Raw genomic sequence first — 14,518 nt, 5'->3', positions numbered from 1 at the left:
ACTTTGTTGGCCGACGAAGGTTGGCGAGTCATCGCCACCGCGCCCCCGGACCGCGCCCATCGCAGGTCCGGGGCCTCACCAACTCCCGAAGGCCCCTGGCCCTCGCCGCTCAGTGCTCCTGGCGGGCGGCGCGGCGGGCCCGTACGCCGAGGGCGGCCGTCCAGCCGATGCCGCCGAGCGCGACGGCGGCCAGCAGCGCCTCCGGCACGACGCCCGCTCGGGTCGCCGGGGTCAGCGAGGAGCGCAGCGGCACCTCCGCGACCAGGGCGTCGGGCGTGAACAGCTTCGACTGCCGGACGATCCGCCCGTCCGGGAGGATGATCGCGCTGACGCCGCTCGTGACGGGCACGACGACGGTGCGGCTGTGCTCGACGGCCCGTACCCGGTCCATGGCGAGCTGCTGGTAGGTCATCTCCGTGCGGCCGAAGGTGGCGTTGTTGCTGGGGACGGAGATGAGCCGGGCGCCGTGGGTGACGGTGTCGCGGACCACCCAGTCGAAGGCCGCCTCGTAGCAGGTGGCCAGGCCGACGCGGGTCCCGGCCAGGTCGAAGACGCCGACCTCGTCGCCGGGGCCGAAGTCGCGGCTGACCCGGTCCACGTCCTTGTTGAAGATCCGTACGAAGGACCGCATCGGGATGTACTCGCCGAACGGCTGGACGTGCCGCTTGTCGTACGTGGCGACGGGGCCCCGTCCCGGCTCCCACTGCACGAGCGTGTTGCGCAGGTTGCCCGTCTCCGGGGTGAGGACTGCGCCCACGACGGTCGGGACGCCGATGGCGCTGACGGCACGGTCGATGGCGGCGCGCGCGTCGGGGTTGCGGTACGGGTCCAGGTCGGATGAGTTCTCCGGCCACAGGACGAAGTCGGGCCTGGCCTCCTTGCCGGCGGCGACGTCGGCGGCGAGCTGCTCGGTGCGGCGCGCGTGGTTGTCGAGGACGGCGCGCCGCTGGGCGTTGAAGTCGAGGCCGAGGCGCGGCACGTTGCCCTGGACGGCGGCGACCGTGGCGGTGCCGTCCTCCGGCTCGGTGGAGACCAGCGGCAGGGCGGCGGCCGCGCCGGTGACGGGCACGAGGACGGAGAGCGCCGCGGCGGCGAGCGGCCCGCGCGGGAGGGCGCCGGTCGCGCGGCGCACCAGGGCGACGCGGACCGCCTCGTACAGTCCGAAACCGCACAGGACGACGGCGAAGCCGAGGACGGGCGTGCCGCCCACGGCGGCGAGCGGCAGGAAGACCCCGTCCGCCTGCCCGAATGCGATCTTGCCCCAGGGGAAGCCGCCGAACGGGACACGCGCGCGTAGCGCCTCGCCGAGCACCCACACGGCGGCGGCGAACACCGGCCAGGCGGGCAGCCGCGACACGGCTGCGACGCCGAGGCAGGCGGCGGCGACGAACAGCGACTCGGCGACGACGAGCGCCAGCCACGGCACGGGGCCGACCTCCTCACCGGTCCACGAGAGCAGCGGCAGCAGGAACCCGAGCCCAGTGAGCAGGCCCAGACCGAACCCCGCCCGCAGACGACGCCCGCGCAGCGTCCAGCCGAGCAGGGCGAACGCGGGGAGCGCCAGCCACCACAGGGGGCGGGGCGGGAAGCTCAGGTACAGAGCGGCACCGGAGAGCACGGCCGCGGCGGGCCGTATCAGCCGACGGAGCGACCGCCGACGCGGCCCCTCCGGCTCGGGCGGTCCGGGCACGGCGACGGGGGTCATGGTGGCGCTCACCTGCCGGAGTCTACGGCGCCTGACGGCACCGCGGGGAGCGGACCGGTTCCGGGCAAGGGGCGCGGGCAGCGGCCTCGCGCGGGCAAGGGCCGTACCGGCCGGGGCGTACCGGCCCGGTCAGGGGTCGGTCGGGGTGGTGGCGCGGCGGCGGAGGTGGAGGCGGTGGCGGATCACGCGGACGGCCGTCTCGGCGTCGTCGACGGTGACGGTGAAGCTGCGGCCGTCACCGAGGGTGAGGACGAGGCCCTCGCCGCGCCGTACGACGACGGCGGTGCCCTTCTCGGGCCGCCACCGGTATCCCCAGCCGCCCCAGGCGCGGGGCGTGACGCGCGGGTCGAACTCGGCGCCGACGACATGGTCGAGCGGGATACGGCGGCGGGGCACGCCCATGTGCCCGCACCGCACCTCCAGGGCGTGCCGGTCCACGGTCAGCTCGACGTGGACGAAGGCGAGCGTCCCGAACAGGACGAGGAGCCCGGCGGCGACGCAGCCGACGACGGCCATCAGTACGGCCGTGACGCCCCCGGTCCACGCGGCTCCCGCGGCCAGCGCGACACCCAGCGCGACGCAACCCGCCCCGGCGGCGGCGAGCAGCCACTGGACGCGGTTGGTGGAGCGCCCCTTCCACGTCTCGGGCACGGCCGGCACGAACTCCGGGGCGGGGCGCTCGGCCCCGGGAGGGGTGCCGGACTCCACGGGCTCCCTCATGCTCGGAGCGTACCCAGCACCTCCGCCCCCGGCCCCCGGTCACCGACGATCGGGTGAGACTCTCCCGGCAGTACACGTCCGGGACGGGGCGGGGCCCGGTCGCAGGCGGCCGTCCCGATGCGGGGGCCGGAGGGGGCTGCGGGTCAGGCGGTGGTGACCTGGCCGTGGAGGAAGTGGGCCTCCGGGTAGGCGAGGGCGGCCCGCGGGAGGGGGGACGGGCGGCCGCTGAGGAGGACCGTCAGGGAGTCGGCGCCCGCCGGGGCGGCGTCCGGCAGCGGGGCGGCGCCGATCCGGCGCAGGACCTGGGCGGCGACCGCGTCGGCGGAGCCGTACAGCGACACGTCCCGGCCGGTGACCGGGCGCAGGGCCTTCGCGATGCGCTCCTCGACCAGCTCGTAGTGCGTGCAGCCGAGGACCACGGTCGTCACCGTGGACGGGGTGAGCGCGGCGGCCGCGGCGATCGCGGCGTCGATCCCCGCCTCGTCGGCCTCCTGCACGGCGTCCGCGAGGCCCGGGCAGGGCACCTCCGTGACGTCGATGCCGGACGCGAACTCGCCGATCAGCCGTCGCTGGTAGGCGCTGCCGGTCGTGGCGGGCGTGGCCCAGATGGCGACGGGGCCGCCCCCGGCCGCGGCGGGCTTGATCGCCGGTACGGTGCCGATGACGGGGATGTCCGGTTCCAGCTCGGCGCGCAGCGCGGGCAGGGTGTGAACGGAGGCGGTGTTGCAGGCGACGACGAGCGCGTCCGGGCGGTGCGCCGCGGCGGCGCGGGCCACGGCCAGCGCGCGCGTGGTGAGGTCGTCGGGCGTACGGGGTCCCCAGGGCATGCCGTCGGGGTCGGAGGAGAGCACGAGTAGGGCGTCCGGCCGCAGCCGGCGCACCGCGGCGGCCGCCGGCAGCAGGCCGATCCCGGAGTCCATGAGTGCGATCTTCACCCGGTCACCCTAGCCGACCGGCCTCCGCCGGGCCCCGCTCTGGGGCAGACTGCGGCGAATGAGCGTGATTGCGTGGATCGCCCTGTTCTCGTGCGCCGCCTGGGCGTGGCTGCTGCTCGGGCAGGGCCTGTTCTGGCGTTCCGACCAGCGCCTGCCGCACGGCTCGGCGGAACCGGAGCATTGGCCGACCGTCGCGATCGTGGTCCCCGCGCGCGACGAGGCGGAGGTCCTGCCGTTGAGCCTGCCGTCGCTGCTGGCGCAGGACTATCCGGGCCGGGCGGAGATCGTCCTCGTGGACGACGGCAGCACGGACGGTACGGGGGACCTGGCGCGTGAGCTGGCCGCGCGGCGGTGCGGGAAGGGATCGCGGGCCGGGCTGCCGCTGACGGTCGTGTCGCCGGGGGCGCCGGAGCCCGGCTGGACGGGGAAGCTGTGGGCGGTGCGGCACGGTATCGGGGTCGTACGCGCGCGTGGGGCGGAGGCTCCCGGGTTCCTGCTGCTCACGGACGCCGACATCGCGCACGCCCCGGACAGCCTGCGGCGGCTGGTGGCGGCGGCCGTGTCGCACCGGCTTGACCTCGTGTCGCAGATGGCACGGCTGCGGGTGGCCGGGGTCTGGGAGCGGCTGGTCGTCCCGGCGTTCGTCTACTTCTTCTGCCAGCTGTACCCGTTCCGCCGGATCAACCGGGGCGGCGGGCGGACAGCTGCCGCGGCGGGCGGGTGCGTGCTGCTGCGGGCGGAGACGGCGGCCCGGGCCGGGGTGCCCGACGTCATCCGGGACGCGGTGATCGACGATGTGGCGCTGGCGCGGGCGGTGCGCCGCGCGGGCGGGCGGATCTGGCTGGGGCTCGCGGACGGCGTGGAGAGCGTCCGGCCGTATCCGCGTCTCGCGGACCTGTGGGGGATGGTGGCGCGCAGCGCGTACGCACAGCTGCGGCACAGCGGTGCCCTGCTGGCCGTGACGGTGGCGGGACTGGCTCTCGTGTACCTGGCGCCGCCGCTCTGCCTGGCGCTCGGCCTGACCGGCCAGGGGGGTGCGGTGGCGGCGTGGGCGGGCGGCGCCGCCTGGGCGGTGATGGCGGGCACGTACGCGCCGATGCTCCGGTACTACCGGCAGCCGCTGTGGCTCGCCGCCCTGCTGCCGGTGACGGCCGCCCTGTACCTGCTGATGACGGTCGATTCGGCGGTACGGCACCACCGGGGGCGGGGCGCGGCCTGGAAGGGCCGTACGTACCCCGCCCCGCGCGCGGCGGCGGACCGGTGACGCGAACAAGGCCGCGGCGGGGCCCGGACTACTTGCGGCCGGGCGTCCACCGCATGCCCCAGCCGTATGCCTGGTCCACGGTCCGCTGCGGGCTCACTCCGCGCGCGGGGATCAGGTAGCGGGCCTCGCGCCGGACGACGAGGTCGTCCCCCTGACGGGTGATCAGGGCGAGGGCGCAGACGGTGGAGGGGACGGTGCACTCGTCGAGGGAGAACTCGATGGGCGCGCCGTTCGCCGGGGTGAGCGTGACCGTGGCGTGGAGGTCGGCGAAGCTGCGGGCGCCCTCGTAGATGGTGACGAAGACGAGGATGCGCCGGAAGACGTCCTTGTGGTCGAGGTTGATGGTGAGGTTCTCGCCGGTGTCGACGGCGCCTGTCCGGTCGTCGCCGTCGAGGTGGATGTACGGCGGCCGGCGCAGCGAGCCGAAGGTGTCGCCGAGGGCCTGGACGACCCCCTTGCTGCCGTCGGTCAGCTCGAACAGGGCACACAGGTCGAGGTCGAGGTCCGCGTGGCGGGCGACGGCGTTGCCGAACTTGGCGCCCCAGCCGGTGAACTGCTTGCGGACGCCCCAGTTGAGGTTGACGCGCAGGGCGCCGGATGTGCCGCCCTGCTTGGCGAGCGACACGGACGGGGCGTCCTTGGTCAGCGTCACCTTCGTCAGCCGTACGGGCGCGGGCGGCGATACGGGCGCGGACGCGGACCCCCGTACAGGCGCGGGCGCAGGCGCGGAAGCCGAGGCGGCCCCCGGTGCGGAGCGAGCCAGTGCGGAGCCACCCGGTGCCGAACCAGCCGGTGCGGCACCGGGCCCCGGTGCGGAGCCTCCCTGCGGCTCGTCCACCGTGATGCCGAAGTCCGTCGCCAGCCCCTCGAGCCCCGTGCCGTACCCCTGGCCCACCGCGCGGAACTTCCAGACGCCCTGACGCCGGTACAGCTCGCCCATGATGAAGGCGGTCTCCACCGTCGCGCCCCGGCTCTCGAACCGGGCGACCTCCGTGCCGTCGGCCGCGTCCAGCACCCTCACGCACAGGTCCGGCACCTGCCGGAACGTACCGCCGTCCGCCGACGCGGCCAGGACGACGCGCTCCACCGCCCCCTCCACGCGCGGCAGGTCCACGGTCAGCGTGTCGGTCACGGACGCCCCGGGCGCACCCGACACCCCGGAAGCGCCGAAGGCCGCCGAGGTCCGCTTCCCCTCGTGGCTCACCGAACCGGACGGGTGCGTCGGCTGGTTGTAAAAGACGAAGTCCGTATCGGAGCGCACTTTCCCCGACACGAGCAGTAGTGCCGACGCGTCCACATCCGGAACGCCCGGACCCGAACTCCACGCCAATTCGACGCGAAGCCTTCGCGTCGGTACCGGAACATTGGCGCCTTTAAGCATGGACATGCCACCCCCATCGTGTTCCGAGCCCCTGGTGATTCGTGGCGGCCACGCTAATCCCGCCGGTGTGGCCGTGCCCCGCTGACTCGTCGGTAACCCCCTGCGATCTCGGCTTTTACGCGATCATGGGACACCGCGACGACCGATTTTCCCATGTTGGGTCACATTGGTGTTCCGTGGCCGCACAAGATGCGTCAAACAACCCGCTTATCGGCCTTCCACCCGGCACACAGTGGGCTTAACTTAGGGCCATGACCTCCCCCCGTGCCTCGTACGGCGGTGCGTACTACCACGCGCCGTCGTTCCCGGACACCCCGATCTACGACTCCCTCGTCGCAGAGCGGGGCACGCCTCAGATCGCCCCGATCCGAGTGCCCGCCGCCTACGACACCGGCAATTCCTATCTGCCGGCGCTCCCCGCGGCCCTCCCCGCCCTCCCGGCGGCCCCCTCCCCGCAGCCCTCGGCCCCCTCCTACGGCGGCGGCTACGGCTACCCGCAGCAGGCACAGGCGCCGCAGTACGCCCCCGCGCAGTACGCGCCGGCGCCGCACCCGCCGGCCCCGTACGTCCCGCAGCAGGCCCAGGCGCCGCGCGGCTACCCGGGTCCGCAGGGCCCGCAGCCGATGCGCCCGGTCGCCCCGGCCGCCTCCGGGTACGAGGCGATGCGCCCCGCCGCCGCGCCGCGTCCCGCACCGGCGCCCCCGGCTCCGTACGACGACCCGTACCGGCGGCCGTACCAGGGCGGCGGTTACTGACCGAAAGCCCACGGGCAGGTCGGGACGGCCCCTGGCAGGATGGGGCCATGCCGAGTGATGAGGTCACGTCCCAGCCCGCCCTGAGCTCCCTGCACATCCACCCCGTGAAGGCCCTGGGGGGCTCCTCGCCCGCGTCCGCGGTCGTGGAGCCGTGGGGCCTGGCCGGGGACCGCCGCTGGATGCTCACCGACCGCGACGGCAAGGCGGTGACGCAGCGTCAGTACGCCGCGCTGGCGCCCGCCTCCGCCGCGCTGCTGCCCGACGGCGGGGTACGGGTGTCCGCGCCCGGCCGCGCCCCGCTCGACATCGCCGTGCCCGATCCCCGGGACGGCACGGTCGTCGTGGACGTGTTCGGCACGAAGGTCGAGGCCGTGCCCGCGGCGCCCGACGCCGAGGCGTGGTTCGGCGAGTACCTGGGCGCCGACGTGCGGCTGGTCCACATGGACGACCCGTCGCGCCGCCGCCCCGTCGCCCCCGACTACGCGCGCGAAGGGGAGACGGTCAACTTCGCCGACGGCTTCCCGCTGATGGTCACCACGACCGCCTCCCTCGACGCACTCAACGCGCTCATCGCGGCGGGCGAGGACGCCCACGAGGGCCCGCTGCCCATGGAGCGGTTCCGGCCGACCGCCGTCGTGGACGGCACGGTCGCGTGGGAGGAGGACCGGTGGGCGCGGATCGCCATCGGGGACGTCACCTTCCGCGTCGCCAAGCCGTGCAGCCGCTGCGTGGTGACGACGACCGACCAGCGCACCGGCGTCCGGGGCAAGGAGCCGCTGCGCACGCTGTCGCGGCACCGCAAGTCCGGCTCGAAGGTGCTCTTCGGCCAGAACCTCATCCCCGAGACGATGGGCACGCTGCGCGTCGGCGACCCGCTCCGCGTCCTCGCCGTCCGCGACGACACCTGACCCCACCGGACGACACCCGACGCCCTCGGGGGCGTGCCCGACGCCCCGCCCCGCCTCGTCCGGCACCTCGCCTCGCCCGACACCCCGTCAAGCGCCGTGCGCCCACGACACCCGGGCAACAGCTGACGAGGGCCCGGCAGCGGCACGGACACCAGCCGCGGCGGGGCCCGGACGGCAGCCCGCAGCGGCACGGGGACGACAGCCGGAAACGCGCACGGCACCGCGGCACGGCGCGAGTGGCACGGCACGGGCCGAGCGGGCATCCCGGCTCCGCCGTGCGCGCTACGGTGGGGCGACTGGTTGGTGAGCGGGTCGCCGCGAGCGCACGAGGTGGGGGCAGAGCAGCACCATGGCACAGGGCACGGTCCAGGTCACGCACAGCGGTACGTCGCGGTGGCGGCGCCGCACGGGCGAGTACGCCACCCTCGCGGCGGCCCTGGAGGCCGCGGCGGACGGCGACATCCTCACCGTCGCCCCCGGCACGTACCGGGAGAACCTGGTGCTGCGGCGCGCCGTGACGCTGCGCGGCGCGGACGGCGCCGTGGGGTCGGTGCGGATCGCCCCGGCCGACGGGGTGCCGCTGACCGTGCGCGCCTCCGCGACCGTACGGGACCTGCACCTCGAGGGCCAGGACGCGGCGGCGCCCGCGCTGCTCGTCGAGGACGGTACGCCCGAGCTGCTGGACCTGCGGATCGTGACCCGCTCGGCGGTCGGCGTGGAGGTGCGGGGCGCGGCCCGGCCCACGGTGCGAAGGTGCACGGTGGACAACCCGGCCGGGGTCGGCATCGGCGTACTGGACGGCGCGGGCGGCGTGTTCGAGGAGTGCGAGGTCGTCGCCGCGGGCCAGGCCGGGGTGTCGGTGAGCGGCGGGGCGCATCCGCGGATCGAGCGGTGCCGCATCCACCACGCCTCCGGGGCGGGTCTGTCGGTGACCGGCGAGGACAGCGGCCTGGAGGCCGTCGGCTGCGAGGTGTACGAGATCCGGGGCAGCGGTGTGCGCGTCGGCGGGCGGGCCGTGGCCCATCTGACGGACTCGGTGGTGCACCGCACGTCGGCGGACGGGATCACGCTGGACACGGACGCGGTGCTGACGCTGTCGGACTGCGACATCCACGACGTGCCGGAGAACGCGGTGGACCTGCGGTCCCGTTCGGTGCTGACGCTGACGCGGTCGAAGGTGCGGCGGTTCGGGCGCAACGGCCTGTCCGTGTGGGACCCGGGCACGCGCGTGGACGCCAACCAGTGCGAGATCCACGACAGTACGGGCGACTACCCGGCGGTGTGGGTGAGCGACGGGGCGACGGCGGTGCTGGAGGCGTGCCGCGTCCACGACGTGCCGGACGCGCTGTTCGTCCTCGACCGGGGTTCGCGGGTGGACGTGGTGGACAGCGATCTGTCGCAGGTGCGGAACACGGCCGTGTCGGTGAGCGACGGGGCGACCGCCCAGCTGGACGACTGCCGGGTGCGGGACGCGGCGACGGGCGCCTGGTTCCGGGACCACGGCAGCGGCGGCACGCTCGCCAACTGCGCGTTCGACGGGGTGCAGACGGGGGTCATCGTCACCAAGGGCGCCGACCCGGCCGTGGAGCGGTGCACGGTCACCTCCCCCGCCGAGGCCGGGTTCTACGTGTCGGCGGAGGGCCGGGGCACGTTCACCGGCTGCCGTGTCACGGGCAGCGGCGGGTACGGCTTCCATGTGATGGACGGCTGCCGGACGACGCTGCGGCGGTGCCGTACGGAGCGCTGCGCGCGCGGGGGCTACGAGTTCGGCGAGGACGGCCCGGTCACCGAGGACTGCACCAGCGACGAGAGCGGCATCGCGGGCCGTACGGGCTCCGCTCCCCCGGCCCTTCCGGTCGCCTCCCCCGTCGGAGGCGGCGCCACCACTGTGGCGACCGTCCCGGCGGGTCCCGCTTCGGGCGGGCTGCTGGGATCGGTCCCGGCGCAGGCGACGGCCCCGGCGGCGCCCGCCGCTGAGCCGGCCCGGGACTCGCAGGACGTGCTGGGCGAACTGGACGCGCTGGTGGGGCTGGAGAGCGTCAAGCGGGAGGTCCGCACGCTCACCAACATGATCGAGATCGGGCGCAGGCGGCAGGAGGCCGGGCTGAAGGCGGCGTCCGTGCGGCGGCATCTGGCGTTCACCGGGAACCCGGGCACGGGCAAGACGACGGTGGCGCGGCTGTACGGCGAGATCCTCGCGTCGCTCGGGGTGCTGGAGCGCGGCCATCTCGTGGAGGTGTCCCGGGTGGACCTGGTCGGCGAGCACATCGGGTCGACGGCCATCCGTACGCAGGAGGCGTTCGACCGGGCGCGCGGCGGGGTGCTGTTCATCGACGAGGCGTACGCGCTCTCCCCGGAGGACTCGGGGCGGGACTTCGGGCGCGAGGCGATCGACACGCTGGTGAAGCTGATGGAGGACCACCGGGACGCGGTCGTGGTGATCGTCGCCGGGTACACGGCGGAGATGGAGCGGTTCCTGACCGTCAACCCGGGTGTGGCGTCGCGTTTCTCCCGGACGATCAGCTTCCCGGACTACACGCCGGAGGAACTGCTGCGGATCGTGGAGCAGCAGGCCGACGACCACGAGTACCGGCTGGCGGACGGTACGGCCGAGGCGCTGCTGAAGTACTTCGACGAGCTGCCGAAGGGCGCGGCGTTCGGCAACGGCCGTACCGCGCGGCAGACGTTCGAGTCGATGGTGGAGCGGCACGCGGGCCGGGTCGCCGCGCTCGCCAGCGCGAGCACGGACGACCTGAGCCTGCTCTACCCGGAGGACCTGCCCGAACTGCCGTGAGGGGCCGGTCCCTCGGTGTCGTCCGGGCCCTGGGAGCGCTGCCTGGGCACCGGCAGGGGCAGCGCCGGCGGCAGCCGGTCGAGGAGCGCGGCGCGCTCGCGGGCGAACGCCGGGTCGGCCTGGTAGTCGGCGTGGCCGAGGATCGGCTCCGGCAGCGGGTGGTCGTGGGTGCGGCCGTAGACGACGGGGTCCCGCAGCGGCGGGTGGTCCACCTCGGGCTTGCCGTGCTCGGCGGGCAGCCGCACGGGGCCGCCGATGGGGTCGGTGCGGCGCCACAGGTTGCGCCAGCAGTGGACCTCGCGGTGGAGGCCGCCGAGCGGCTCCGCGCCGAAGTAGGCGGGGAACCAGCGCCCGTACAGGCGCTCCAGCGGTGAGCCGTACGTGAGGAGCGCGACGCGGCGGCGGGTCGTGTGCGGCAGCTGCCACACGGCGGCGGCGGCCAGGACGCTGCCCTGCGAGTGGCCCGAGATGACGAGGCGTCCGCCCGTGCGGCCCGTCCAGGACGCCATCCGCCAGGCCAGGTCCGGCACGGCCCGCTCGGCGTAGCAGGGCGGGGCGAACGGGTGGGCGGCGCGCGGCCAGAACGTGCCGACGTCCCACAGGATGCCGATGGTGCGGCGGGCGGAGGCGTCCCGGTAGGCGCGGCGGCCCCAGGTGACGAACAGGATGAAGCCCAGCCCGACCAGCCAGGAGCCCAGTGCCTGGCAGGCCTCGGCGGCACCGTCGAGGACGGCGGGCGCCCCGTCGAACGCCTCCGCCGGTACGGTGCCGGTCGCCCACGTCCCGAGGACTCCGGCCGCGCCGAGGAGCAGCGTCGCCGCGGCGAGCAGCCCGACGAGGACGGGCGCGGCGTCGGTGAGCGCGGCGGCGGCGCGGACCCCGGCGATACGGCGGGTGCGGACCCGGTCGGCGGCCTCGCCCGCGTACTCGGCCTCCACCACGGGGGCGAGGCGCCGCGCCGCGAGCGCGGTCCTGGCGATGAGGAACAGCGAGGGGACGAGCAGCAGGATCAGTAACACGGGGATCGCGGACGCCTGCCAGCTGAGCAGCAGGGGCGGCCCGGCGATGGGGCCGTCGCCGGTGCCGGGGGTGCCGGGCCCGTCCAGCCAGTCGGCGACGCGCTGGGCTACGCCGCCCGTCATGACCCCGCCGAGCGCGCAGGCCAGCACGGCGACGGCGGGCCCGGCGAGGCCGCCCAGGGCGGTGCGCGGGCCGGGGTCGCGGCGGTGCAGCCGGAGCGCGACGGCGGCGAGCAGCAGGATGAGGGTGCCCTGCCCGAGGATGAGCACCGAGAACGCCGTGTCGCCCGGCAGGGCGCCGGACGAGCGCCAGTCCGGCCGGGACCAGGAGGCGTACAGGGCGGAGAGGAGCAGCAGGGCGGCGGCGGAGCCGGGCAGCCGGGTCACCAGGGCCCGGTCGAGGCGGCCGTCGAGGCGGCGTTCGCTGCGGCCGCGCCGGCAGACGACGACCACCACGACGACGGCCCCGGCGGCGATGGCCCCTTCGACGCTCCAGCCGAGCGCGGTGCGGAGGGTGTCGCCGGTGCCCCGGTCGTGGCGGGCGGCTGCCCCGGCGACGGCGGCGGCGACGGTGAGCAGACCCGCGGCGGTGTGCGCGGCGCGAAGCCGGGCGACGAGGCGGCGGCCGTACCAGAACCCGGGGCGGCCGAGGGCGGGGCGGTCGTCGTGCTCGTCCTCGCCGCGCGGCGGCCGTTGCGCCTCGTACGCGGACCAGGTGCGGTGGGACAGGTACCACAGGAGGGCGACGAGCGCGGTGGGGACGACGGCGGCGACGGTGAGGCGGCGGCCGGGCTGCGACCACCAGCCGCCCTCGGACACGGCGAGGAAGCCGAGCCAGGAGCGGCCCTCGGTGCAGGCGGCGGCGCCCGCGCACTGCCAGGCGGCCAGGTCGAGGGCGACCTCGCAGGCGGCGGCGGTGAGCAGCACGGTCAGGGTGAGGGCGACGAGCCGGACGAGGACGCCGTACAGGCGGGCGGAGCGGGCGTGCCCGGTGGCGGAGGGGCGCATCCAGTGGGCGAGGTTGACCACCATGAACGGCAGGAGCAGCAGCCACAGGGCGCGGGTGCCGTTGCCGGAGGTGAGGTTGGACCAGCAGTACGCCTCGGGGACGGGCCCGTCGCGGAACCGGTCCGGCTCCGCCTCGGCACGCAGGTCGTCGGCCCGCCGGTACACGGCGGCGGTGCCGTCGCCGGTGACGCGGACGGTCCGGGGGTCGTCGAGCATCTCGTGGGGTGTGGTGCCGCCGACGCCGTGCACGAGCAGTTCGAGCGCGGCGCCGCTGTTGCGTGGCTCCGGTGCGGCGACCGGAGCGGGTTCCGGTGTGGCTGGGGACACTTGGGTGCTCGCTCTCTGCGGCAGGGGTGTGCGGCGGGGCGGCGTGCGGGTGGGACGGGACGGGCGGGACGGCATGCGGGACGGGCGGTGCAGTCTGCGGCGGGGCGGTGCGGCGCGGTTTGCGGTCGGGCGGGCGGCCTGTGGGCCGGGCGGGGCGGGGTGCCGCACGGCTCTCCCGTAATCTCCCCGCCGTCCCCGCGGATGAAGCGCGTGGCAGGATGTGCCTGCCCGGCCACCTGCGCGAACGGCGGATCATGACGTACGACCCCTCGACCTCGGAAGGACCGGCCCCCGCGATGAGCGACCACCAGAACCTCCTCGCGGAGCAGCGACGCGCCTTAATCCTCGACGAGGTCAGGCGGCGCGGCGGGGTGCGGGTCAACGAGCTCACCCGTCGGCTGAACGTCTCGGACATGACGGTGCGGCGCGACCTGGACGTGCTGGCGCGGCAGGGCGTGGTCGAGAAGGTGCACGGCGGTGCGGTGCCGGTGGCGGAGGCGCGGACGCACGAGCCGGGGTTCGAGGCGAAGTCGGCGCTGGAGCCGGGCGCCAAGGAGGACATCGCGCGGGTGGCGGCGGCGATGGTCGCGCCGGGCGCCGCGATCGCGCTGTCGGGCGGCACGACGACGTACGCGGTGGCGCGGCGGCTGCTGGACGTGCCGGATCTGACGGTGGTGACGAACTCGGTGCGGGTGGCGGACGTGTTCCACTCGGTGTCGTCACAGGGCGCTGGGCCGGGCGGCGGGGCGCGGCCGGGGGCGGCGACGGTGGTGCTGACGGGCGGGGTGCGCACGCCGTCGGACTCGCTGGTCGGGCCGGTCGCGGACCAGGCGATCGGGTCGCTCCACTTCGACGTGCTGTTCCTCGGGGTGCACGGGGTGTCGGTGGAGGCGGGGCTGTCCACGCCGAACCTGGCGGAGGCGGAGACGAACCGGCGGCTGATCCGGTCGGCGCGGCGGGTCGTCGTCGTCGCGGACCACACCAAGTGGGGGCAGGTGGCACTGAGTTCGTTCGCCCGGCTGGAGGACGTGGACACGCTGGTGACGGACGCGGGGGTGTCGGACGAGGTGCGGGCCGCGATGGCGGAGCACCTGCCGGGCCTGGTGGTCGCCGGGAGCGGGGCGGGCGTGGTGGACGTGGTGGACGGGCTGCGGAGGGACGGCGTGTGAGCGTGTTCCGGCTGGAGCGGCGTACGGACCTGTCGGCGGCCGAGGCGTGGCGGCGGGTGACCGACTGGCGGGCCCACGCGGTGGGCGTACCGCTGACGCGGGTGCGGGTGCTGACGCCGGGTCCGCCGGGGGCGGGGACGCGGTTCACGGCGCGCACCGGGCTCGGGCCGCTGGGCTTCGACGATCCGATGGCGGTGGTCCGCTGGGAGCCGCCGCGCGGCGCGGGGCCGGGTGGACGGCCCGAGGCGGGGCTGTGCCGGCTGGAGAAGTACGGCCGGGTCGTGCGCGGCTGGGCGGAGATCGCCGTGTACGCGGAGGAGGTGGGCGCGCGGGTGACGTGGGCGGAGGAGCTGCGGGTGCGGGGGCTGCCCCGCTGGTGCGATCCGCTGCTGGCCCGGGCGGGGCGGTGGGTCTTCGGCCGGGAGCTGAAGCGGCTGCTGGGCCGGGAGGCTTCCGCACGCGGGACCTGACGGCCCGTCAGTGCGGTGACGGGCCGCCGTGCCGGGCGGGCGGACGGGCGGAGTCAGGCCGGA

The 14,518-nt window shown here is 75.7% G+C and carries 11 protein-coding genes; 6 read left to right on the top strand and 5 right to left on the bottom strand.

Annotated elements, in window-relative coordinates:
* Positions 1-109 precede the first annotated feature (109 nt).
* The 3 genes from lnt to J116_RS26095 all read right to left on the bottom strand — a co-directional run bounded on the left by lnt (position 110) and on the right by J116_RS26095 (position 3,360).
* Positions 110-1,717 (bottom strand): apolipoprotein N-acyltransferase, encoded by a 1,608-nt coding sequence (gene lnt, locus J116_RS26105; RefSeq protein ID WP_028964543.1) that lies wholly within the window; start codon positions 1,715-1,717, stop codon positions 110-112.
* 117 nt (positions 1,718-1,834) lie between these two features.
* On the bottom strand, positions 1,835-2,425 hold the full coding sequence (locus tag J116_RS26100; RefSeq protein WP_235617387.1) for a hypothetical protein: 591 nt from the start codon (positions 2,423-2,425) through the stop codon (positions 1,835-1,837).
* Between the two features lie 143 nt (positions 2,426-2,568).
* Positions 2,569-3,360, bottom strand: coding sequence for a glutamate racemase (locus J116_RS26095; RefSeq protein ID WP_023590027.1), 792 nt, complete (start codon positions 3,358-3,360; stop codon positions 2,569-2,571).
* 58 nt (positions 3,361-3,418) lie between these two features.
* On the opposite strand from J116_RS26095, the gene J116_RS26090 reads away from it, so the two are divergent.
* A complete protein-coding gene (locus tag J116_RS26090) occupies positions 3,419-4,624 on the top strand; it encodes a glycosyltransferase (RefSeq protein ID WP_023590026.1) in 1,206 nt (401 codons plus the stop codon).
* A 28-nt stretch (positions 4,625-4,652) separates the two neighbouring features.
* Here J116_RS26090 and J116_RS26085 read toward each other — a convergent pair whose 3' ends face one another.
* Positions 4,653-6,011: a TerD family protein gene (locus J116_RS26085; protein ID WP_023590025.1), complete on the bottom strand. Its 1,359-nt coding sequence runs from the start codon at positions 6,009-6,011 to the stop codon at positions 4,653-4,655.
* Positions 6,012-6,256: 245 nt separating this feature from the next.
* Here J116_RS26085 and J116_RS26080 point away from each other — a divergent pair, with 245 nt between their 5' ends.
* The 3 genes from J116_RS26080 to J116_RS26070 all read left to right on the top strand — a co-directional run bounded on the left by J116_RS26080 (position 6,257) and on the right by J116_RS26070 (position 10,462).
* Complete coding sequence (locus tag J116_RS26080) at positions 6,257-6,760, top strand: DUF6643 family protein (protein WP_023590024.1); 504 nt, start codon at positions 6,257-6,259, stop codon at positions 6,758-6,760.
* A 47-nt stretch (positions 6,761-6,807) separates the two neighbouring features.
* Entirely contained in the window at positions 6,808-7,668 is an 861-nt protein-coding gene (locus J116_RS26075; protein WP_023590023.1) for an MOSC domain-containing protein, read from the top strand.
* A gap of 349 nt (positions 7,669-8,017) precedes the next feature.
* On the top strand, positions 8,018-10,462 hold the full coding sequence (locus J116_RS26070; RefSeq protein ID WP_023590022.1) for a right-handed parallel beta-helix repeat-containing protein: 2,445 nt from the start codon (positions 8,018-8,020) through the stop codon (positions 10,460-10,462).
* Here the strand turns inward: J116_RS26070 and J116_RS26065 are convergent.
* Complete coding sequence (locus J116_RS26065) at positions 10,432-12,816, bottom strand: hypothetical protein (RefSeq protein ID WP_028964541.1); 2,385 nt, start codon at positions 12,814-12,816, stop codon at positions 10,432-10,434. The two genes, J116_RS26070 and J116_RS26065, sit on opposite strands and share 31 nt — an antisense overlap.
* A 296-nt stretch (positions 12,817-13,112) precedes the next feature.
* Between J116_RS26065 and J116_RS26060 the strand changes: the two genes are divergently transcribed.
* Positions 13,113-13,985, top strand: coding sequence for a DeoR/GlpR family DNA-binding transcription regulator (locus J116_RS26060; RefSeq protein WP_028964540.1), 873 nt, complete (start codon positions 13,113-13,115; stop codon positions 13,983-13,985).
* A complete protein-coding gene (locus J116_RS26055) occupies positions 13,982-14,455 on the top strand; it encodes an SRPBCC family protein (RefSeq protein WP_023590019.1) in 474 nt (157 codons plus the stop codon). Before J116_RS26060 ends, J116_RS26055 begins: the two co-directional genes overlap by 4 nt.
* Positions 14,456-14,518: the final 63 nt, after the last annotated feature.

The sequence above is a fragment of the Streptomyces thermolilacinus SPC6 genome, assembly GCF_000478605.2.
GTDB classification, from domain to species: Bacteria; Actinomycetota; Actinomycetes; order Streptomycetales; family Streptomycetaceae; genus Streptomyces; species Streptomyces thermolilacinus.
The sequence above is the reverse complement of the archived record's forward strand: the minus strand, read 5'-3'. Positions and strand labels throughout refer to the sequence as shown.